A 21734-nucleotide genomic window follows, 5' to 3' on the forward strand; every position below is an offset into this window, starting at 1 on the left:
ATATGTCGGGCCTATATGAAGCGGGAGAGAACAGTGTTCGTTTTTTGCCGCTTGGCGACAGAGCGATCGTCGTCGATTTGGGTGGCGGCATCCATCCAGACACCCACGCGAAAATCAATGCTTTGTGCTTTCAATTGGAGCTGAATCCTTTTCCCGGCATCGTGGAGATAGTGCCGGCCTTTACGACTGTCACTGTTTTTTACGAACCGATGAAATTGAGTGATCCGATCACGGGAGGCCAATGGCCGCGTTATGGTATTACGGCCACTCGCTCCCCTTTTGAGGTTGTCAAGGAGATCGTCAGCCGGATGGTTTCGAATCTGGATTCGACAGCGCCCGGAAGCGCCAAGATCGTAGAAATACCGGTTTGCTACGGCGGGGGATTCGGACCTGATTTACAAGACGTAGCGACACATACCGGGTTGAGTTCGGAGGAAGTCATCAAGATTCATTCAAGCCAAGATTATTTGGTATATATGATTGGATTCGCTCCAGGCTTTCCTTATCTCGGAGGGATGTCAGAACGCATAGCTGTTCCAAGACGAAGCACTCCGAGACAATCAATTCATCCCGGTTCAGTCGGCATCGGCGGCAAGCAGACCGGTGTATATCCGATCTCCACTCCCGGTGGTTGGCAATTGATCGGCAAAACCCCAATGAAGCTGTTTCGTCCTGATCAACCAGCGCCGAGTTTGCTGAAAGCGGGCGACATTGTCCGATTTCGGCCGATTCAACCAGAACAATTTGAAGATTGGAAAGAGGATTGCGTATGAGTCTCCATATCATAAATCCGGGTCTTTTATCTACGATTCAAGATCTAGGGAGGTTCGGATACCAACATCAGGGGGTCATTGTTTGCGGAGCAATGGATTCGTTCGCCCTTCGTGCGGCAAATGTGCTTGTAGGCAACGGACAAGATGAAGCTGCATTGGAAATCACGCTACTGGGACCGTCCATTCGCTTCGAGGGCGAAACGCTCATTGCCATATGTGGAGGCGATCTTTCGCCTATCATCGATGGACAGCCTGTTCCGTTATGGAGGCCTGTCCTCGTCAAAACCGGAAAAGTACTTGAATTTGGTACCTGCATTCAAGGGGCACGCGCTTATTTAGCTATTGCGGGAGGAATCGACGTTCCGCTCGTGATGGAAAGTCGCAGCACCTATCTGCGTGCGGGACTAGGAGGTCTTGAAGGGAGAGCGATGAAGGCAGGAGATGTGCTCCGCAGTAGGTCTGTTTCCGAAATTTCGAAAAATTATATAAAGAAAAGCTTGGGAGCTTTAAAATCGAAGCCTTTTGCTGCCGCCCCATGGTGTATCGGTTCTCCGGCCCACCCCGCATATGCGAGAGAAGCGGTGATCCGCGTTATTCGTGGCCGCGACTTTGCGCATTTTACCGAAGTTAGTAGGAATGCCTTTGTGTGCCAACCATTTCGCGTCACGCCTCAATCGGACCGGATGGGTTACCGCATGGAGGGACCGGTGCTTGAATTGGAATCGCCTCTGGAACCGATTTCCGAAGGGGTATCGTTTGGAACGGTTCAGGTTCCTTCGGAAGGGAACCCGATCATATTAATGGCGGACCGACAAACGATTGGGGGTTATCCGAGCATCGCGCAGGTGGTTACTGTCGATCTTCCCGTACTAGCTCAAGTGAAACCGGGTGAGTATGTTCGGTTTACCGAAATATCGTTGGAGAAGGCGGAGAAATTGTATATCGACATGGAACAGTCATTTGATCTGACGTCCAAAGCGATCGGGCTTTATCTCAAGAAAGAAGGTGGCGTTTGAATGTATGAAGTGGACTTGAACTGTGATATGGGTGAAAGCTTCGGTGCCTATCGATTAGGCCACGACGAGTTGATCCTCGAATTGGTTACGTCTGTTAATATTGCATGCGGTTTTCATGCGGGTGATCCAAGTACGATGAGAAAAACGGTAAATATGGCTTTGAATAAACAGGTGTCTATAGGTGCGCACCCCGGGCTGCCGGATTTAGCGGGTTTTGGTCGACGAAATATGTCAATTTCTCCCCAAGAGGCATTCGATATGACCGTGTATCAAGTCGGCGCTCTGGATGGTTTTGTTCGGTCCGAAGGCGGCATCATGCAGCATGTCAAGCCGCATGGAGCATTATACAATATGGCGGCTCGGAACGGCGAGTTGGCGCGAGCGATTGCAGAAGCCGTTTATAAAGTAAATCCAGAATTGGTTTTGTACGGTCTCTCGGACAGCGAACTGATCCACGCCGGAGCTCTAATCGGGCTGAGGACGGCGAGCGAAGTGTTTGCCGACCGGACCTACTGCCGTGATGGAAGCCTTACCCCGAGAAGCGAACCGGACGCTTTAATCAGCGACCCGACGCAGGCGGCAGCCCAGATCGTGCGAATGGTGACAGAAGGCATTGTGCGTTCGCGGGAAAATGAGGAGATTAAGATTACTGCTGAGACCATATGTATTCACGGCGACGGCGAGCATGCACTGCATTTTGCCGGCAGCATCCGTGAAATGCTTCTGTCTAAAGGGGTCCGGCTTCGAGCCGTACGAAATGATAGTTCTATCCAATAGGACCAATTCGCATCTTACTTAACCCGTCCGAGTTGATTAGAAATGCGATTCGCGGCGTTTATCGTTTTCTCGACTAATTCCGGAATTCGAGCCTCATGGAAGCTGCTGTTCAAACCCGCCAAGCTAAGGCCGGCAACGACAAGCCCATCACTGTTAAAAATAGGTGCGGCCAAGGCGGAGCTAAAATTGCGCAGCTCCGAATGGCTAACCGTATATCCGAGTTTTAAGCATTGTTCTATTGTTTTCTGCAATGTGTTCTTATCGGTAATCGTGCCGTCGGCATAGGGAACGAGCGCAGTTTCTTCAATGTATTTCAAGCGTTCTTCCACAGGCATATAAGACAGCAAAATACGGGGACAGGCTCCTGCATAAAGAGGGGCCCTTCGTCCAATTTGGGTGTACACTCTAACTGCTTGATTGGTATCGACCTTTTCGATATAAATGGCTTCATTTCCTTCTCTGATTACAAGGTTGACGGCTTCGTTTACTCCATCTCGCAGTTCCTTCATAATAGGTAAAGCGATCTGACGGATATCCAAACGTTCTTTGACTAACTGGCCGTATTGAAGAAACATCAAACCGAGCTGGTACTTACCTGCCGAGTTTCTTGTCAGCAGGCCTACTTCCTCCAGTGAACCTATCATGCGATGCGCAGTTGTCTTGGACAGCCTGGAAATATTGGAGATTTCCTGTAGCGATAGACTTTCATGATCTACAAACAGCTCCAAAATTTCTTTGGTTTTCGTGACGGTTTTATTTTTGTTTTGCATGTTCCCTCTGCGTTCCGCAATTTGGAATTATTAATCTAAATATTACAATACACAAGAAAAAAACTCAACCATTTAGAAGGAGGTTAAGTCTTAAGTCCATAGCATCAACGTAGATTCGAAATTGACGCTCGCAACTGACGATACGATTTTGAAAAGCGAGTTTTGGAAGAGGCCTCGGACCAGACGCATCGAGCAGTCCTCTGCGCTGTGTCATGGCACGATCAAACAAATAAAGGAGAATAGACAACGATATGACAGAATATGAACATATTACGGATTATGAAACCTTTGAATTAGGCGATGTTCATTTAAAAAATGGGGCAACATTGCGCAAGGCGAAGCTTGCCTACAAGACACATGGGACCTTGAACCGCAATAAAGATAATGTGATTGTGGTTCCCACTTGCTACTCGGCCACGCATAAAAACGAAGAGTACAGAATCGGAGAAGGGAAAGCGTTAGATCCGAGTAAATATTTCATTATTCAATTAAACCAGTTTGGGAACGGTTTGTCATCCTCTCCCAGCAATACACCGATGCCCTACGATCAGGGACGGTTTCCGAACATAACCATACTTGACAATGTTGAATGCCAGCATAAATTGATCACTGAAAAATTTGGCATTGAACGTGTGGCTCTAGTATGCGGTTATTCTATGGGGGCCCAACAGACTTTCCAATGGGCGGCTTCTTATCCTGATATGGTCGAACGTATTGCACCCTCGTGTGGCACCGCATCAACAACCCCTCACAATTTCGTATTTATTGAGGGTATTAAAAGCGCTTTGCGTGCGGATGCGGCTTGGAACAACGGTTTCTACGACAAGCAACCGGTTACCGGGGTTCGGGCATTGGCTCGGGTTTATGCCGGTTGGGGACTATCACAAGCTTTTTATTACCAAAAACTTTATCTCGAGCATGGATATTCATCTCTTGAGGATTTCCTTATCAGTTTTTGGGAAGGGGCTTTCTTGAATAAGGATGCAAATAATTTATTATCCATGGCTTGGACCTGGCAGTATGGCGATATTGGCATGACACCCGGTTGTGACGGTAACCGCGAGAAAGCTTTAAGCCGCATAAAGGCAAAAGCAATGATTTTACCTGGGCTAACCGATCTTTATTTTCCACCAGAAGATATTCAATATGAAGCGAAATTTATTCCAAACGCAGAGGTTCGTGTCATTTCAAGTATTTACGGTCATTATGCCGGAGGAAGCTTTAACCAAACAGATATAAACTTCATCGATGAAGCCGTTAAAGAACTATTAAACGCATAAAAATCGGTTCAAGGGAGAACTTTTCTCCTTTCTGTTGTGACCCTTTTTTATCTTGAAACTTTGAATTATCTATGGCTAGAATTATGCTTGTTGCGGTTATGTTTTGTATCTCCATGTGTATGCTCTTTATTTCGGGCTGCGGTAAAAATCCATGCGGCGTTGAAATGAAAATCGCTCTTAAAATTTTTTTTTCAGTTTCCCAAACCTCGGGGTCATCGCCGTAAAAACTCGATGATATACGGGTTCGAAGGAAAGCGCGGAATGGTTCATTCGTCCCCGCCGCCAAAGATGGTAGAGCGCCGGCACTACAAACACGGCCACCAGCAGCGACGTCAGGAGCGCAATGGCGACAGACCAAGCAAATCCGGAAAAAGCGGAGCTGATCATGCCTCCAACCAAAGCGATCGGCAAGAAAACGGCGACCGTCGTCGCTGTGGAGGATACGATCGCGGGTATCATTTCCTTGACGGCTTCGACTAAAAGCGCCAAATGTACTTTTTCTCCGGCCTCTTGGGCTTTGCGGTACATGTTGTCGAGAATGACGATTGTATCGTCAATGACTCTTCCCATCGCCACGATCAGGCCGGATACGGTCAGGATGTTCAGGCTGACGCCCAGCGTTTTCAGCAGCCCGATTGTAGTCATGAGACAAATGGGAAGCGACAGGGCAATGAGCAGGGTGGATCGTATATTGCGAAAGAAGAGGAAGACGCACACCATCGAAAGAAGGCACCCCAGCAGCCCTTCTTCCCACAGACCGTTCAAAGCGGACTGTACCTGGCTGCCCTGGTCGAACAGAATGGACACCGGGACCAAGACGTTCATTTGCCGAAAATAGGATAAAAATCTCTTGAGAAATGGCATATTTCGTGAATAATAAAATATAATGAGACAAGAATCGCCCAAAAACTAAATGAAAAGTAGTCGAATCATGTATTATTGTATACAGTGTCAGACTCTCCACCCTGAAAATTACAGTATAAAAGAGAAAATATTTGTTTCCGGATATCGGTATGAAAAAGATACTCTTTACAATGTGGGGTTGTGTGAGGTACATAAATGTAACGGCCAGGCTAAAGAAAAGAAAGCGGTATCAGCTTAATTCTAGGGAAGGAAGAGGGAGGTTGTAGGAAACAACGCGATTGGGTGTAGCTTCATTCGTTTAACTTCTTTGCGTATTGATACCTATAAAGTTCAAATACTCCGCGCTTTCTTAGACTCAATACTCTCTTTCAGCAGGCCTGTTCTGTTTTGCCCAGGGCAAAAGCTAAGGTTCGGGCATCATCATAGTCCCAAAAGAAACATAGATATTCCATCTCTTCATCCGTAAAAGGTATACCATGCTTCGGGTGAAACACGGGATGGTATTTTATTCCACCACTTTGATCGTATTCAATTCCGTCCAATATATCGTCTTCTGTAAGTGTCCTCGATTTTCTATTGCTCATATCCTAATCACCCATAATGAAAAATGCTATAACCTATTATAATTCATAGGTCATTTTGGTTAAACTGGGAATAGGAGTTATTTAAACAGGTAATGACTTTCCTAATCATTATTTTACAGCGGGCTACCAGCTCCAGGCGGCGGAAGCGATCGTCAGCGGTCTGAAGGATTATTTCGGTGATTAGGCCATATGCCCGAGCCCTCACTAATAAGCCAACCCCCGAATAAAATTATTTAAAATCATTTTTAGGGGGATGCATTCATCCGTGAACAAGCATGTCTTAAAGATGAAAGACAGGAAGGTCATAGGAGAAGGCAGGGGAAGGATCGTGTTTCATCACGGCAAACGTCATGTGATGAAGATTGCCAAGAATGGATACGGCGTTCGAAGCAATAGGACCGAGATCTATCTCTATAATCACTGCCCGGCCAGCATCAGGAAATATCTTGGCCGCATTTTTGAATACGGTCAAGGCTGGGTTGTCATGAAAAAATATACCCGAAAATTCCCCGATTCCAAAAAGTACCGAAAAAAACTGTACCGCATCAAACGTAAATTTAAAAAATACGGGATTCTGCCCTTCGAAATTTATTCAGCCCGTTACAAAACGCCGAATTTAAGCAACCTGAGGCTCAACCGCAAGGGAAGAATCAAAGTCATCGATTTCGGGAATTTTCATATCCAACGGCATTAAGCTGGAATACCAGGCAAGTCAAGGAAGGGTATTTGGCTCAAGGCAATAGACGCTTTAACTGAAAGCGGCTACCAAACCCCCTTGAAAATTTTCAAAAAGACGTATTGACGGATGCTTGAACTTTTGGCGGTGTAGATAAACGCGATGGCTACGAATTCGCAAGGTTCAACATTACGGGAAAGGAATTAATGTTCCGAAAGATAGACCGGGGCTCGGCATGGATGTCACGACGGTGAATGCGGTGCTGCGCAGAGCTTACCGCGTGTGAGGATCGGCATCGGAGGCGGGTTCAAAGTTACTCCATCGCAAACAAAGAGACCGCCGGGGATGGCAGATCCCCGGCGGCATTCTTTGTCTTCCCCTTCACATAGCCGATAACGAAAAATCGGAGAATTGCTCTTTTCCAACGAAGGCGATTGAAACATTCCTGCGATTGATGTATCTCAAACGTCGCTATCATTTGGGCTATGAAACGCTTGTGCAAGAAGTTGGCGACAGCCTTACGTGGCGACGGTTTTGCCGTATCTCCATTGACGAACGCATGCCTGACTCTACGACGCTGATCAAAGCTCGTCAGTGCTATGGAGAAGAATGGATCGAGCAATTAAACGAACTGTTGCTTCAGAAATTGGATGAAGACAAGGTTCTCACACGACGCAAATTTCGTATGGACACCACCGTTGTGGAATCCGACGTCCATCATCCAACCGATGCGACCTTATTGCAAGATGGAATCAAGGTCATTACCAGGTGGGTCGGGAAAATCCGTAAAGTTGTATCCCATGCAACCAGACAGTTTGAGGACAAGACCAAAGAAGTGAGAGATCACGTCCTCTCCATTGCCAAACTGCTCCGCCGTCGTACGCAGGAATCTATGGTGGAGACCTGCTGGACTATTAGCCCTATTCTTTACGAAGTTTCTTTTTATACCATGGAGATGCATAGCGCAACTGTGTGGCGGATATTCGGAAAAAAGCTCTGATACAAACCTATATTACAACGAATAACCACCGGACTCTTAATTGAACAATTTAGTATTTCCAAATCGAGCATTTTTGCACAAACCTTAAGCTTTAACATAGCCAATTTTTAAGTGTGAATAAGTTAAATGTTTGTCTAAAGCAAAGGCTGCTGCTCCTAATGCACCACCAATCTCACCACAAGAAGCCTTTTTAACGGCTACATTTGCTGTTAGCGGGCTCATCGCCCGTTGATTCATCACTTGAGTAGCAACCTTTAGGTAATAATCGCATGAAGTTGGAATAGAACCACCCAAAATAATAGCTTCCGGGTTTAGTGTATTAACTAAATTAGCCATTGCAATTCCTAAAAAAGAAGCAGCTTTTTCAACGACTTGCATACAAATCTCGTCCCCGTTATCAGCCCCAAAACCAATCTTATCGGCTCCTATAAGCTGCAAGTCATAATTAGCATCAGGGTGAATTATAGACTTTTTCCCGGAGCGAAGAAGCATGCGTATCTCTTGTTCCATAGCTGGACCTGTCGATAATTGTTGGAGACATCCATGATTGCCGCAAGGACAAAGCGGCCCATTGGGATCGATGGTGATGTGTCCTATTTCTCCAGCTCCCCCAATAGCTCCTGAAAGTAGTTGCCGGTTATTTAGAAGGCCAGCGGCAATACCAGTACCTATACCTATATAAATTACTTGATTAAATTCTTTCCCCGCTCCAAACCTGCACTCTGCTAATCCTCGAGCACGATGTCTATTTATTACGACGGTTTGCCATCCAATTTTCTCATGTACCATTTTACTAATATCAACATCACACCAACCTAAATCAGCAGCACTATTGATGACTCCACGATGAATATCAACAAGGCCCGGCATGCCTAATCCAATTAAATTGATCAGCTTTGATTCTTGAGCTTTTATAAAGTCAGCCAAATGATCTGTTAGCGCTTCAACGACGGTTTGAGGAGAATTATCTTTTGAGGGAACTGTAACTTTATTGATTGCGTTGCCAAGTAAATCAAAAGCGCCTAATGTCCAAACTTGGTTGCTATAATCGGCACCGAGGATCATATTGGTATTTGGTGTTAATTCCAATAAAGTCGCTGGACGTCCCCCTGTTGAATACTTGGATTCGGTTTCCTGAACGAAATTCGACTCCAATAATTCGGCAATTGTTAAAGAAATCGTTGCGCGGCTTAATCCCGTAAGCTTAGTAAGCTCAATTCTTGAAACAGGACCATTTATGCGTAAAGCTTGAATAATATTGATTTTTGCCCCTTTTTGATCTCCGTGATTATTCATTCTACTCATTAGATGACTCCTTATGCATACTTTTCGACAAAAATAACAATAAAATGTTTAGGTTTGTTATTTATTTTAGAGTACACCAAATTTGTACAAAGACACAACACCTAATTGTTAAAAATCAAAAAAATAGCCGCTAAAATAAGAAAAAAGCTGATATGGCTTCCGTATGGGTCGACCTTCAGCAGAAAGTGATTTTAATGGTTCGAATATAAACCAAAATCAGTTAATTTAATTATTGACATAATTGCTGCAAAAGCCTATGATCTAAGTAACCAAATGGAAGCGCTTGCTAACATAAAGCGTTATGGGTCGTGAAATTTGAAGAGGAGAGGGGATGACTTTTTCAAAAAACTTATTTGTAGTGTCTAATGTTCCGTCAAAAAACATGCAAAAGAGGAGGTAGGTTTCCGTGATAAGTAAATCCTCACTCAAGTTATTTGCATCAGTGTTTATTGCTTTAACACTTATTATTGTCTCAGCATGCAGTAGTAATCCGGTTTCAAATTCCTCCGAAGCAAACCAGAATGCGGAAAAGAGCGCAAGCCAGAATGCAGATTCATCAAATTCGTCAGGATCTCAGAATCAAACAGGTAAATCAATAAACGTAACATTTTTCGCATCGCCTTCGCGGAACGTTATCGATCTAAAGACAAACTGGTTTACACAGTATGTTGAAAAGCAATTCAATCTTAAAATAAATTGGTTAATAACGCCAGCCAGTGACGTAACAACAAAGCAACCTCTACTTTTAGGAAGCGGCGATTATCCGGAGGTATTTTGGAATGGGAACTTTTCGCCATCCGATATTTTGAAATACTCTCAGCAAGGTATTCTTATCCCTCTTAACGATTTAATTAAACAGTATGCGCCTAATGTCCAGAAAGCAATCGATACGATACCCGGATTAAAAGAGATTTCAATGGCTCCGGACGGGAACATCTATGGTCTGCCTAATTACAATTGGTGCTTTCATTGTTTCTGGTCCTCAAAATTTTGGATAAATACGAAGCTGCTCCAGGATAATGGTTTACAGATGCCAACAACTACAGAGGAATTTGAACATGTCCTTCAAGTTTTTAAGGATAAAGGCTTGATACCGCTGACAGGTTCAGTTGATGGATGGCATCAAGACCCGACAGTCTTTTTAATGAATGCTTTTATTTATAATAATGGCACGGATTATTTAGATGTAAGTAATGGGCAAGTACGTTTTTCTCCTGCGCAGCCGGAATGGAAAGAAGGATTGCAATATATCCACGAATTGTATGCGAAAGGTTTATTGGATCAGCAAGCTTTAACTCAAAAGCAGGATATTGTTATAAGGGATCTCTCCCAGCATAAAGCAGGTGTTGTGGCTGCAGGTGGATCAAACAATGTTATTGAAAACGGCGATGCTAATCCGGAATTTAAGTATTGGCTGAGCGTTCCCCCTTTGAAAGGACCCAATGGTGTCCAATACGCTGGTTTCTTTGGTAATGCGCCTAATACCCTGACATTTGCAATTACGAATAGAGCTACAAAAGAACAAGAAATAGCTCTTATGAAACTTTTGAATTTTATTTGGACTCCTGAAGGAACCCAAATCTTAGATTTTGGACAGGAAGGAACATATTGGAAAAAGTCGAACCAAAACGAATTAGGTTTGGACGGCAAGCCTGGTTTGTTTAATACAGATTGGAATAAGTTTTATTCCGGAAACGCGCGCCAAAATGATGGATGGGATCAAATGGGGCCTATTTTCCAATCTATGGAATGGAGGAATGGAGGGGTTGCGATTCCGCCATTCGGCCCAGGTGGTGCACAAACCTTGCTGCATTTAGAAACAATGAGGAATTATGCCGGCCATCAACCAAAGCAGGTATATCCAGGGGCAGTTTGGATACCGGTAGATCAAAATCAACAGTATGCGATGTATAAAACCAATATCAATAAATACGTTCAACAATGGTCAACGGAATTTATTGCTGGGACAAAATCGATTGATAAAGATTGGGCTTCGTATCTAAAAGGACTTGAGGGACTCGGATTAAAGCAATTCATCGAAATGTCGCAAAAATATATGGGTAAACCCTTTGATACGAGCAGTTTTCAATCCGATCCGAGTGTAGTCGACTACCTTTTGAAACTAAAGTGATCTTTTAATCAAGGAATGTACGGATGTTAAGGGGTTCGTATTTCACCCTCGAGCATCCGTACATACTAAATTGGGGGAGGATAGTTTGGATCTCAACAAAATAATCGTTCCATCTAAGAGGTTAGATACAAGGTTCTCTTTGAACACTTATGCTAAAAAAATAAAGAGGCATTGGCAGTTGTACCTTATAATCGCATTGCCTTTAGCATTCTTAATAACATTCAACTACGTGCCTATGTTAGGTGTGCAAATTGCTTTTAAGAATTATTCTCCTATTAAGGGGATATGGAATAGTCCTTGGGTAGGTATGCAGCATTTTACGCTTTTCTTTAATTCGCCTTATTTTTGGCCTGTTATCAAAAACACTCTTAAAATAAGCATTTACGCTTTGCTTGTTGGAACACCGGCAACCATACTTCTCGCCCTGGCACTTAACGAAGTGAAAAATAGACGCTTTAAGCGGATCGTGCAGATGGCCACTTATGCGCCTTATTTTATATCAACCGTTGTGCTGGTGGGGATGATGGAGATCATCCTTTCTCCAACCACAGGACTCTATGGACAGTTTGCCCATGCCCTTAAGATCAGTACACCCCTAGACCTCATGGGAAGTCCTTCTGCTTTTCCCTCTCTATATGTTTGGTCCGGTGTATGGCAAGAGACCGGCTACGGCGCTGTGTTATATTTGGCAGCTTTATCTAATGTGAATCCTGAATTATACGAAGCAGCAAGAATCGACGGGGCATCGCGTCTGCAAAAAATTATCCATATTGATCTTCCGGCTATTCAATCCACCATTATCGTGCTTTTTATTTTATCAATCGGGGGGCTCCTAGGGGTGGGATTTGAAAAAGCTTTCCTCCTTCAGAATCCTCTTAATCTCAGTACGTCAGAAATCATCGCAACCTATGTATATAAAATCGGCTTGGTGGATGCAAATTTTAGTTTTGCTGTTGCAGTAGGTTTATTTAACTCCATCATTGGATTCATTTTAATTCTGTGTGCTAACTTTTTGGCGAAAAGATTAACCGATTCAAGTCTATTTTAATCGGAGGAAGCCAGATTGATATCAAATACGTTAATAAAAGAATCTACAGGCGATCGTGTGTTTTTGTGCATGCTTTATATTGGTTTGAGCATTATCCTTGTTCTTGTTGCCTATCCTTTAATTTACATTATAAGTTCATCTTTCAGTTCTTCGGAAGATGTCATTGGTGGCAAGGTCTGGTTGTGGCCGGTACATCCAACGCTGTACGGGTATAAGGCAGTTTTTATCTACCCAGAAGTTTGGAGCGGTTATTTGAATTCAGTAATATATACGATTTTAGGATCTTTTCTTAGTGTCATTCTGACGATATTTTTGGCCTATCCGGTATCTCGAACAACTTTTTTTGGTCGTAGATTTGTCATTTCTTTACTTTTGTTTGCCATGATTTTTCATGGAGGGCTGATACCGTTTTATTTAGTAGTAAAATCTCTAGGCATGATCAACACCATTTGGGCGGTATTCGTCCCAACATCTCTAAACATTTTTTCGGTACTAGTCGCAAAGACCTTCTTTCAGTCCACCGTTCCAAACGAACTTTATGAAGCTGCTCAAATTGATGGGTGCAATGATATTCGCTTTCTATTCCAGATCGTTATTCCTCTCTCTAAACCCATACTGGCTGTTTTAATTCTCTGGTCAGCTGTAGGCTTATGGAATTCTTACTTCAATGCACTTATCTTCTTAAACAACAAGTCTCTGTATCCTCTGCAACTGGTACTAAGGGAAATATTAGTGCTGAATAACGTACAAATGCAGTCCATGAATTTGACACCTGAATTGTTAAAACGCTTTGAAGATATGAAAAACTTGTTGAAGTATTCCGTTATCGTTGTCGCTAGTGTCCCCGTCTTGATGTTATATCCCCTAGCGCAAAAATATTTTGTTCAAGGAGCCATGATTGGTTCGGTAAAGGAATAGTTATTCAGGATCTGTATGAAAGGTGGAGGAACGATATGGGCCTGATTGGAAAAAATCTAATCAAGAACAACGATTTTTCAGAAGGGGTCATCGGTGAGATACCGTCATTTTGGCACGTTAAATCCCCTAGGGGTAACCTTGCCCCTCATTTTGAATTGGTGAAGACGGAATCCGCGACGCAAGAGTTAATGATTTACGGTAACAACAATGACAACTGTGTAGGCTGCATCTATTCATCGTCATTTGTGTTACGTGCCGGAAGAACCTATCGAATGAGCGCGCAATTTCGGATCTCAGATGAGATCAACCCTTATAAAAATTTACTTTTTGCTTTTTATTCAAAGGATTTTAATGATGGAATTTTTCAATTTACTTCAACAACAGGATTAATCGAAGGAGAAAATCGTTTCTATATTCCTGGAGATGGCGATATTACTAGTGAAATCCGTATCTATTTTAAATTAAGCGGTCATGGAAAGACTTGGATCCAGCGCATTTCTTTCGAGGAATGTGAATCCTTGCCGCCCAGAAGTGTAAAGGTAGCCTGTGTTGAAGGGAAGACGTCATTTGCAAATTGGGAGAAAGTACTGGATGTTGTCGGTCGAGAAAAGGTTGATCTGGTACTTCTGCCCGAAACCTTCCGGAGTACAGACACTTCTCAGTCAGAACCGATCGATGGACCAAGCGCGCAATTAATGTCATCAAAAGCACGACAATACCAGATGCATGTTGCTGGAACCTTCTATCATTTAGACCAGACGGATGGCAACCTATATAACACGGGGCTTATTTTCGATAGGAAAGGCAACCTCCTAGGAAAATACGATAAAAACCATCCTTTTAGCCCTGAATTATTAGATCGAGGCGTAACCCCTGGAACGGAAGTCCCAGTATTTCCCACCGATATTGGAAAAATCGGAATGATGATTTGTTATGATAGTTGGTTTACGGATATTGCCGAACTGTTGGCGTTAAAAGGAGCCGAGATCGTTTTATTTCCGAGTGCCGGGTATTACCAAAGCATTATGACCGCTCGAGCTTCCGATAATTGTATTCGAATTATGGCCAGCAGCCTTGGAAGCCCGTTAGGAATATGGGACACGTCTGGAGCAGAAGTCCAAAACCCTAACGCGGATCCAACTCGGCATTCAAATTGCGACACTACGTTCCATAATGTCTATCATTTGGAAGAAGCGGGAATAAAAATTCTTTTGGCCACGCTTGATCTAAACAAATCTCCTTCCCCGCATAATTGGGGGGGGCCTATGAGATCTGCGCCGGGTGGTCGGCGCAATCGCAGGGAACAAAAGGAGTTATTATTCAACGAGATTCAAAGGGAAATTGAAAACCCGACTAGAAGGAAATAAGCTTATATTGAATATCAATTCGAATAATTATTCGGGTTAAAAAGGAGAGAGACGCCGTCATGTTAAAAGGAATCCCGCCGATCATTTCGCCGGATTTGATCAAGATTTTGATGGAGATGGGCCACGGTGATGAAATCGTGCTGGCCGACGGCAATTTCCCCGCAGCGGCCAACACGCAGCGACTGCTTCGCTATGACGGGCATACGATCCCGGCGCTGCTTCAGGCAATCATGCCGCTCTTTCCGCTCGATCATGCGGTGGAGCGGTCCGCGGCCGTTATGTCGCTGCTTCCTGGTGATGCGGCGCCCCCGGTGTGGGAGCGATACCGCGAGGCGATTGAGCGGGAAAAGCCGGATTTCACGGATTTTGATTATGTGGAACGGTTCGCTTTTTACGAGCGGGCAAAGAAAGCGTATGCCATTGTGGCGACTAGCGACTCATCGTACAAAGGCAATTTGATTTTAAAAAAAGGCGTGGTCCGTAGCGGGATATAACACTTGAACAACATGGGGGTGTGGAATCTTATGAGAATGAGAAATCTGGGCTCGTCGGGGCTTAAGGTCAGTGTGCTGGGAATGGGCTGCTGGCAGTACGGCGGGGGCAAATATTGGGGCGATCAGAACCAAAATGACGTCGATGAGGTTGTACATAAGGCTCTCGATATGGGGATCAATTATTTCGATACCGCGGAAGTCTACAACGACGGCGAGAGCGAAAGATCGCTGGGAAGCGCGCTCAAGGGCAGAAGGCATGAAGCGGTCATCGGCAGCAAAATCAGCACCTCAAACGTACATAAGGCTAGGCTCAAAAAGCATTGTGAGGACAGCCTTCGGCGGCTGCAGACGGACTACATCGACGTATATATGCTGCATTGGCCGGTAAATCCGATTTCAGTCAAGCATTTTACGACGGATCCGGCCTTGATTGCCGTTCCGCCCAGTGTGGAGGACGTATTCGAGACGCTATTAGAGCTCAAACGGGATGGGAAAATCCGGCATATCGGCATAAGCAATCACGGTGTATTGCAGATGCGGGAGGTGCTGCAAACCGGGGCTGTGGTCGCTGCCAACGAGCTAGCTTACAGCCTGCTGTCGAGAGCAATCGAAACGGAGGTGTTGCCCTATTGCAAGGAGCAGGGCATCGGCATAATCGGGTATATGCCGATGCAGCAGGGGCTGTTATCCGGCAAATATACCAGCCTGGACGAGTTGAAGCCTATGCAGGCGCGTTCACGACATTTCCATTACAGCCGGGGTGAAGGGACGCGGCATGGCGAGGAAGGCGCCGAAGCGGAAGTCACCGAGGCACTTCGGCAAATCCGCGAACTGGCCATAGAACTCGACATTCAGATGACGGTGCTTTCACTGGCGTGGGCCATTGCAAACGAAGGGATTTCCACCACCATTGTCGGATCGCGAAATGTGCAGCAGCTGGAGATGAATATACAAGCGGCGGAATACCAGATCACCCCGGATGTGGTAGAGCGATTAAACCGAATCACGAACCCGGTTCTGCACAAGCTAGGGACCAATCCCGATTATTATGAGAACCGGCAGAACAGCCGAATGTATTAACTTTGAAAGTTCATATCATGACAAAAATCAATGGGAAAAAGGTTAGAATTAAAGGAATTACAAGGGATAATCGGCTGAAAAATGGCTGAAGCTGATATATATTCTATAACTTAATTTAAATATTGACGTAAATAATTACCATGAACTAAGATAAAGGTATAATTTGCAAGCGCTTTTGGAAAATCTCATGATAAGAAAGGGATGTGCGGCAAATGGCTGATAATCAATTGTCTTTTTCCGTATTTACTAAACCTTGGAAAACGATGTCTATTTGGGACTTGTGCACTTTCGTGAAAGGAATGGGTTTTGACGGTGTCGAGTTTCCCCTTCGAGCTGGTTATCAGTTGGAGCCGGAGGAAGCCGCCAAGCTGCCCGAGCTCGTCCACCAATTTGCCGACCACGGGCTGAAAATATTCTGCGTCGCGAGCTCGACGGATGAGCATATTTTCGCCGGATGCGCGGAAGCGGGAATTCCGATGATCCGGATCATGCCGCAGGTTAACCAGGAAGACGGTTATATGGCTTCCGAGAAAAAAGCGCGCCAGCAGCTCGAATCACTGCTTCCGCTTTGCGAGAAATACGGAGTTAAGGTCGGCGCCCAGCAGCATTACGGCAATAACGTCGTCGATTCGATGGGACTTTTACATCTGCTGGGTGGGTTGAATCCGCAGCACGCGGGGGCGATTTGGGATTCGGCGCACGATTCGCTGGCTGGCCAGCAGCCGGAGTACGGGCTGGACATCGTGTGGCCTTACCTGTGCATGGTGAATTTTAAAAATGCCTATTACAAACGGGTTAACGGTCCGGAAGCGGAGCAAGCGGAGTGGAAGCGTTACTTCACCTCTGGCAGACAAGGGCTTGCCTCATGGCCGAGAGCTGCCGCATATTTGAAAAAGCGTGGCTATCAAGGGGTTATTTGTTTAACGGCCGAATACACGAACGAGCACGACGTCGACCGCTTGATCGCAGCTGACATTCAATACGCGCGATCGCTATTTGCCTAAAGGGGGGTCAATACGATGAGCAGCAAAATTAGAATCGCCATGATAGGCGCTGGCAAAATGGCCAATATGGTACATTATCCCTCACTTGCCTCATTCGAGGATGTGGAGATTGTGGCCATTTGCGACAAAGCGCCGCAGGTGCTGAATGAAACAGCCGACAAATACAACGTGTCCCGCAGATACGAGGACTACCGGCAGATGGTCGAGGAACTCAAGCCGGACGCGGTGTACGCCATAGGACAGCCTCATTTGATGTTTGACATCTGGATGTGGTGTCTGGAACGCGGCGTCAACCTGTATATCGAAAAACCGCTCGGTATCACGATTCATCAAGCCCGGGCGCTCGCCTATACTGCGGAAAAAAACAACTGTATTACGCAAGTCAGCTTCCAGCGCCGCAGTACGCCGATGGTCATGAAGCTTCGGGAAGAATGCTTAAAACGGGGACCGATCACACATGCCGTATGCAAGTTTTACAAGGCGGAAATGCAGCCGTACCTGAACGCCCGAGACCGCATGATGGACGATACCGTTCATTCGATCGATACGGTCCGCTGGATGTGTGGCGGCAAAGTTGTAAAGGTAGAGAGCATGACGAAACGGGTGCGGGTGCCTGATATCAATTTCATTTCGGCGACACTGCACTTTGACAACGGCTCTACCGGTTATCTTATTAACAGCTGGTCGAGCGGACGGCGTATCTTTGCCGTTGAGATGCACGCCCCCGGTATTTGCGCGGAGGCGGAGCACGAACACAAAGGCGTGCTGTACGCCGACGGAGATACACATGGAGTCGAATACGATGCACGGGAAATTGCCGGAGGCACCGAGCTCTACGAATTTGCCGGGTTTAAGACGAAAAACCGGGAGTTTATCGATTGTCTGAAGTCCGGAACGATTCCTTCCTCCCATTTCGGGGATGCGCTAAAAACGATGGAAGTGGCTGAAATCATTCTGGCGCAGTCGCTGCTTGCGGGTAGATGAACATAACACCCTGACAAGAGTCCCGATGGAGGTGTGAACATGGAAATAGCTGGCGTAAAGGAACGGCCGGCGGTCCGCTCGAAGAGCAGGGCCGCCCGGCTAACCAAAGCTATGCTGCGGGTATGGCAGCTGTATTTGCTCATGGCGCTCCCCTTTGTTTACATTATCGTGTTTAAGTATGTGCCGATGTACGGCGCGCAGATCGCCTTCCGCAATTTTGTTGCAAGTAAGGGGATCTGGGGCAGCCCATGGGTCGGTTTCTCAAATTTTATCCGGTTTTTTGAGTCGTATGAGTTTTGGAATATTATGTGGAACACGATCGCCCTCAGCTTTTATCAGCTGGTGGCGGGGTTTCCGTTTCCGATATTGCTCGCGCTCAGCCTAAATTATGTCATGCATGAAAAGTTCAAGAAGACAGTGCAGATGGTGACCTATGCGCCGCACTTCATTTCCGTTGTAGTGATGGTCGGCATCATTTTTCAAGCGCTCGACCCCCGAATCGGGATCGTGAATGAAATTTTGAAATTTTTCGGTTTCGAGCCCGTCAACTGGATGGGGAACCCCGACTACTTCCGCAGCATTTATGTGTGGTCGGGCGTTTGGCAAAATGTTGGCTTCAGCTGCATTATTTATTTAGCAGCATTGTCCGGTATCGATCCGTCGCTGCACGAGGCGGCGGTCGTCGATGGAGCCAGCAAGCTGCGCCGAATGTGGCATATCGATTTACCAGGGATTTTACCTATTGCTATTATTCTTCTCATCCTGGATGTAGGGCGCATGCTCGAGATCGGATTTGAAAAATCGTTCCTCATGCAAAATCCGCTGAATCTTCGCACCTCCGAAATTGTCGACACTTATGTATACAAGGTGGGTTTAGCCTCGAACGTCGTCAACTTTTCCTATTCATCAGCCATCGGCCTATTTAAGAACATTGTCAATTTGATTTTGCTCGTCACCGTTAATCGCATCGCAAAAAAGCTCGGCCAGAGCAGCTTATGGTAAACGGGGGAGACGCAGGTGGACAGTCGTGTCAAAGAAGCGACCGGCGATCGCATATTCAATGTCGTCAATTATGTCGTATTAAGTCTGTTTTTTCTCACCGTGCTCTATCCTCTCGTTTATATTGTTAGCGCTTCCTTTAGCTCCAGCGAAGCGGTCATTTCCGGGAAAGTGTGGTTGTGGCCGGTCGATCCGGGGCTAAAAGGATATAAAGCGGTGTTCGAGTACAAAGCCATCTGGACCGGGTTCGGTAATTCGCTGATTTACACGGTGGTCGGTACGGTGATCAATGTTTTTATAACCATTATCGCCGCCTATCCGCTGTCCCGCAAAGATTTTGTATTCCGGGGCGCCATCATGTTTATTTTCGTGTTTACCATCATGTTTTCTGGCGGCATTATTCCGAACTATTTGCTGGTGAAGGACCTCGGGCTGCTGAATACCCGATGGGCGATGATCATTCCGTCCGCGCTTAGCGTATTCAATGTGATCATCACCCGGACCTATTTTCAAACGAACATTCCGCACGAAATGCTGGAGGCCGCGCAGGTCGACGGCTGTACCGACTGGAAGTTTCTGACCCGTATCGTCATCCCATTGTCCGGACCGATCGTCGCGGTCATTGCGCTGTTTTATGCCGTTGGCCATTGGAATTCCTATTTCAATGCGCTTCTATATTTGAAGGACCGGGGGTTATATCCGCTTCAGCTGGTGCTGCGCAGCATTTTGATCCAGAACCAAATCGACCCGAGTATGGTGACGAACGAAGAAGACCTTATCGCACGGCAGGGGCTCGCGGATCTGCTCAAATATTCGTTGATCGTCGTCGCCACCGTGCCGGTGTTGATCATTTACCCGTTTGTGCAAAAGTATTTCGTTAAAGGGATAATGATCGGTTCCATCAAGGGATAACCGGAAGGAGTATCGTGCAGGAAGCCTACGAATGAATCGATAGGGAGGTCGAAAAACATGAGAAAAACCACAAAACTGGGGCTTTTGGCGGTGCTGACGATGTCACTTGTTTTGTCTGCGTGCAGCAAAGATCAACCGGCTGCGGAGCAAAACGGGAGTAAGGAAAGTCCGAACACATCCAAAGTAAATTCGCCGGGCAAGTTTCCGATCGTCAACGACAAAATTACGCTGAAGGTATTTGTTGCCGGTAACGCACTCGTAGAGGACTTCAACACGAACAGGTATACCAAATGGCTGGAGGATAAGACGAACATTCATGTCGATTGGATTGTCGCTGACGTAAAAAACTACAAGGACCAGCTAAATCTGACGTTGGCGAGCGGTGATTTGCCGGACGTTATCATGAATATGGGCGTCTCACCCGAGCAACAAATGATTTACGGCGATCAGGGCGTCTTCGTATCCTTTACCGATCTGATTGAAAAATATGGGGAAAATACGAAAAAGATTTTCCAAGAGATGCCAGAGGTGAAAGATGCCATCACGGCTCCCGGCAATAAAATTTACAGCCTTCCTTACATTAACGATTGCTACCACTGCTCGCTCGATTACAAAATGTACGTATTTAAGCCGTGGCTCGACAAGCTCGGCTTGAAAGAACCGACCACCACCGAAGAGTTTTATCAGATGCTTAAGGCGTTTAAGGAGAAAGATCCGAACGGCAACGGCAAGCCGGATGAAATCCCGCTCGTCGGCTCGACCAATCAAAAATCCCAAATCGATGTATGGATCATGAACTCGTTTATTTATGATGACGGCGATAAACGGATGTTTGTCAAAAACGGCAAAATTGACGTGGCCTACAATAAGAACGAGTGGAAAGACGGCCTGAAATTCATGAACCGTTTATTTAAGGAAGGGCTGCTTTCCAAAGAATCATTCACGCTGGACAAGGATGGTTTGAAAAAAATCGCCGAAAATCCGGACATCGCGATCGGCGGAGCTCTCCCGGCCCACTCGCCTTCGGACATTACGATCGTTGAAGGCAAAAGCAACCGTTGGGTAGACTACCAGCCAATCGCTCCGGTCAAAGGCCCAAACGGCTTCCAAAAAACGACGTGGCTCGCTTACGATAAAATTCGTGGCGGCAACTTCATTATGACCAGCGCCAACAAATATCCGGAAGCGACCATGCGATGGGCCGATGCGATGTACGATTTCGAAGCGAACCTGTATTCCAACTTCGGGGTACAGGGCTCGTCGTGGGAGTGGGCGAAGCAAGGCGATGTCGGCCGCGACGGCAATCCCGCGAAATACCGACTTCTCATTCCGTTCGGACGGGTGCAAAACGAATCCTGGGCGCAGTTCGGTTTGAACTACAGGACCGACAAGGATTGGTACGCTGGGCAGGCGGTGCTGAAGCAGCCGGATAAAGAGAAAATGTACTACGACGTTACGAAAAAAAATTATGAGCCGTACAAACCGAAAATTAACGAAATCGTGCCTCCGCTGTTTTTTGCTCAGGCGGACGCCCAGCAGCTTGCGGAGCTCGATAAAACGATCAATGATTACGTGATGACGATGACGGCCCGTTTTGTAACGGGCGATGCCGACATTGACAAGGAATGGAACGATTACGTGAGCACACTCGATAAAATGAATCTTAAGAAGTATATCGAGATTTATCAAAAGGCTTATGATGCCAAAGCCAAGAAATAACTTGCTGCAAGTAGCAAAGGGGAGATGGATTCG

The 21734-nt window shown here is 45.9% G+C and carries 21 protein-coding genes and 1 pseudogene; 18 read left to right on the top strand and 4 right to left on the bottom strand.

Features of this window, described 5'->3' with window-relative positions:
• Positions 1-2 precede the first annotated feature (2 nt).
• The 3 genes from pxpB to O9H85_RS20450 are packed head-to-tail and all read left to right on the top strand — an operon-like array spanning position 3 to position 2566.
• On the top strand, positions 3-773 hold the full coding sequence (gene pxpB, locus O9H85_RS20440; protein WP_269883268.1) for a 5-oxoprolinase subunit PxpB: 771 nt from the start codon (positions 3-5) through the stop codon (positions 771-773).
• Positions 770-1789, top strand: coding sequence for a 5-oxoprolinase subunit C family protein (locus O9H85_RS20445; protein WP_269883270.1), 1020 nt, complete (start codon positions 770-772; stop codon positions 1787-1789). The genes pxpB and O9H85_RS20445 overlap by 4 nt, the downstream gene beginning before the upstream one ends.
• Entirely contained in the window at positions 1790-2566 is a 777-nt protein-coding gene (locus O9H85_RS20450; RefSeq protein ID WP_269883271.1) for a LamB/YcsF family protein, read from the top strand.
• A 14-nt stretch (positions 2567-2580) separates the two neighbouring features.
• Here O9H85_RS20450 and O9H85_RS20455 read toward each other — a convergent pair whose 3' ends face one another.
• Positions 2581-3336: an IclR family transcriptional regulator gene (locus O9H85_RS20455; protein WP_269883272.1), complete on the bottom strand. Its 756-nt coding sequence runs from the start codon at positions 3334-3336 to the stop codon at positions 2581-2583.
• A 251-nt stretch (positions 3337-3587) separates the two neighbouring features.
• On the opposite strand from O9H85_RS20455, the gene O9H85_RS20460 reads away from it, so the two are divergent.
• On the top strand, positions 3588-4616 hold the full coding sequence (locus O9H85_RS20460) for an alpha/beta fold hydrolase (RefSeq protein ID WP_269883273.1): 1029 nt from the start codon (positions 3588-3590) through the stop codon (positions 4614-4616).
• 177 nt (positions 4617-4793) lie between these two features.
• On the opposite strand, the gene O9H85_RS20465 is transcribed toward O9H85_RS20460, so the two are convergent.
• Positions 4794-5441: an efflux RND transporter permease subunit gene (locus O9H85_RS20465; RefSeq protein WP_269883274.1), complete on the bottom strand. Its 648-nt coding sequence runs from the start codon at positions 5439-5441 to the stop codon at positions 4794-4796.
• A 106-nt stretch (positions 5442-5547) separates the two neighbouring features.
• Between O9H85_RS20465 and O9H85_RS37820 the strand changes: the two genes are divergently transcribed.
• Entirely contained in the window at positions 5548-5718 is a 171-nt protein-coding gene (locus O9H85_RS37820) for a DUF3973 domain-containing protein (RefSeq protein ID WP_409348172.1), read from the top strand.
• Positions 5719-5848: 130 nt separating this feature from the next.
• Here O9H85_RS37820 and O9H85_RS20470 read toward each other — a convergent pair whose 3' ends face one another.
• Positions 5849-6064, bottom strand: coding sequence for a hypothetical protein (locus O9H85_RS20470; protein ID WP_269883275.1), 216 nt, complete (start codon positions 6062-6064; stop codon positions 5849-5851).
• A gap of 265 nt (positions 6065-6329) precedes the next feature.
• Here O9H85_RS20470 and O9H85_RS20475 point away from each other — a divergent pair, with 265 nt between their 5' ends.
• Together O9H85_RS20475 and O9H85_RS20480 are read left to right on the top strand one after the other, a co-directional pair.
• Positions 6330-6758 carry a hypothetical protein gene (locus O9H85_RS20475; RefSeq protein WP_269883276.1) on the top strand — a complete coding sequence of 143 codons (429 nt, stop codon included), beginning with the start codon at positions 6330-6332 and terminating at the stop codon, positions 6756-6758.
• 403 nt (positions 6759-7161) lie between these two features.
• Positions 7162-7641 (top strand): annotated as a pseudogene (locus tag O9H85_RS20480) (transposase); the annotation flags it as partial.
• A gap of 183 nt (positions 7642-7824) precedes the next feature.
• Here the strand turns inward: O9H85_RS20480 and O9H85_RS20485 are convergent.
• On the bottom strand, positions 7825-9045 hold the full coding sequence (locus O9H85_RS20485; RefSeq protein ID WP_269883277.1) for an ROK family transcriptional regulator: 1221 nt from the start codon (positions 9043-9045) through the stop codon (positions 7825-7827).
• Positions 9046-9451: 406 nt separating this feature from the next.
• Between O9H85_RS20485 and O9H85_RS20490 the strand changes: the two genes are divergently transcribed.
• From O9H85_RS20490 to O9H85_RS20540, 11 genes are all read left to right on the top strand, one after another.
• Positions 9452-11176: a type 2 periplasmic-binding domain-containing protein gene (locus O9H85_RS20490; RefSeq protein WP_269883278.1), complete on the top strand. Its 1725-nt coding sequence runs from the start codon at positions 9452-9454 to the stop codon at positions 11174-11176.
• An 85-nt stretch (positions 11177-11261) separates the two neighbouring features.
• On the top strand, positions 11262-12224 hold the full coding sequence (locus O9H85_RS20495; protein ID WP_269883279.1) for an ABC transporter permease: 963 nt from the start codon (positions 11262-11264) through the stop codon (positions 12222-12224).
• An 18-nt stretch (positions 12225-12242) separates the two neighbouring features.
• Positions 12243-13142 carry a carbohydrate ABC transporter permease gene (locus O9H85_RS20500; RefSeq protein ID WP_269883324.1) on the top strand — a complete coding sequence of 300 codons (900 nt, stop codon included), beginning with the start codon at positions 12243-12245 and terminating at the stop codon, positions 13140-13142.
• A gap of 35 nt (positions 13143-13177) precedes the next feature.
• Complete coding sequence (locus tag O9H85_RS20505) at positions 13178-14509, top strand: carbon-nitrogen hydrolase family protein (RefSeq protein WP_269883280.1); 1332 nt, start codon at positions 13178-13180, stop codon at positions 14507-14509.
• Positions 14510-14568: 59 nt separating this feature from the next.
• A complete protein-coding gene (locus O9H85_RS20510; protein WP_269883281.1) occupies positions 14569-15003 on the top strand; it encodes an RbsD/FucU family protein in 435 nt (144 codons plus the stop codon).
• Positions 15004-15033: 30 nt separating this feature from the next.
• Positions 15034-16083 (top strand): aldo/keto reductase, encoded by a 1050-nt coding sequence (locus O9H85_RS20515; RefSeq protein WP_269883282.1) that lies wholly within the window; start codon positions 15034-15036, stop codon positions 16081-16083.
• A 212-nt stretch (positions 16084-16295) separates the two neighbouring features.
• Positions 16296-17087: a sugar phosphate isomerase/epimerase family protein gene (locus tag O9H85_RS20520; protein WP_269883283.1), complete on the top strand. Its 792-nt coding sequence runs from the start codon at positions 16296-16298 to the stop codon at positions 17085-17087.
• Positions 17088-17102: 15 nt separating this feature from the next.
• A complete protein-coding gene (locus O9H85_RS20525) occupies positions 17103-18071 on the top strand; it encodes a Gfo/Idh/MocA family protein (protein ID WP_269883284.1) in 969 nt (322 codons plus the stop codon).
• Between the two features lie 39 nt (positions 18072-18110).
• Positions 18111-19073 (top strand): ABC transporter permease, encoded by a 963-nt coding sequence (locus O9H85_RS20530; RefSeq protein ID WP_269883285.1) that lies wholly within the window; start codon positions 18111-18113, stop codon positions 19071-19073.
• A 15-nt stretch (positions 19074-19088) separates the two neighbouring features.
• On the top strand, positions 19089-19982 hold the full coding sequence (locus O9H85_RS20535) for a carbohydrate ABC transporter permease (protein ID WP_269883286.1): 894 nt from the start codon (positions 19089-19091) through the stop codon (positions 19980-19982).
• 57 nt (positions 19983-20039) lie between these two features.
• Positions 20040-21701: an ABC transporter substrate-binding protein gene (locus tag O9H85_RS20540; RefSeq protein WP_269883287.1), complete on the top strand. Its 1662-nt coding sequence runs from the start codon at positions 20040-20042 to the stop codon at positions 21699-21701.
• Positions 21702-21734 lie beyond the last annotated feature (33 nt).

The sequence above is a fragment of the Paenibacillus gyeongsangnamensis genome (genome assembly GCF_027533625.1).
Taxonomy (GTDB): Bacteria; Bacillota; Bacilli; order Paenibacillales; family NBRC-103111; genus Paenibacillus_G; species Paenibacillus_G gyeongsangnamensis.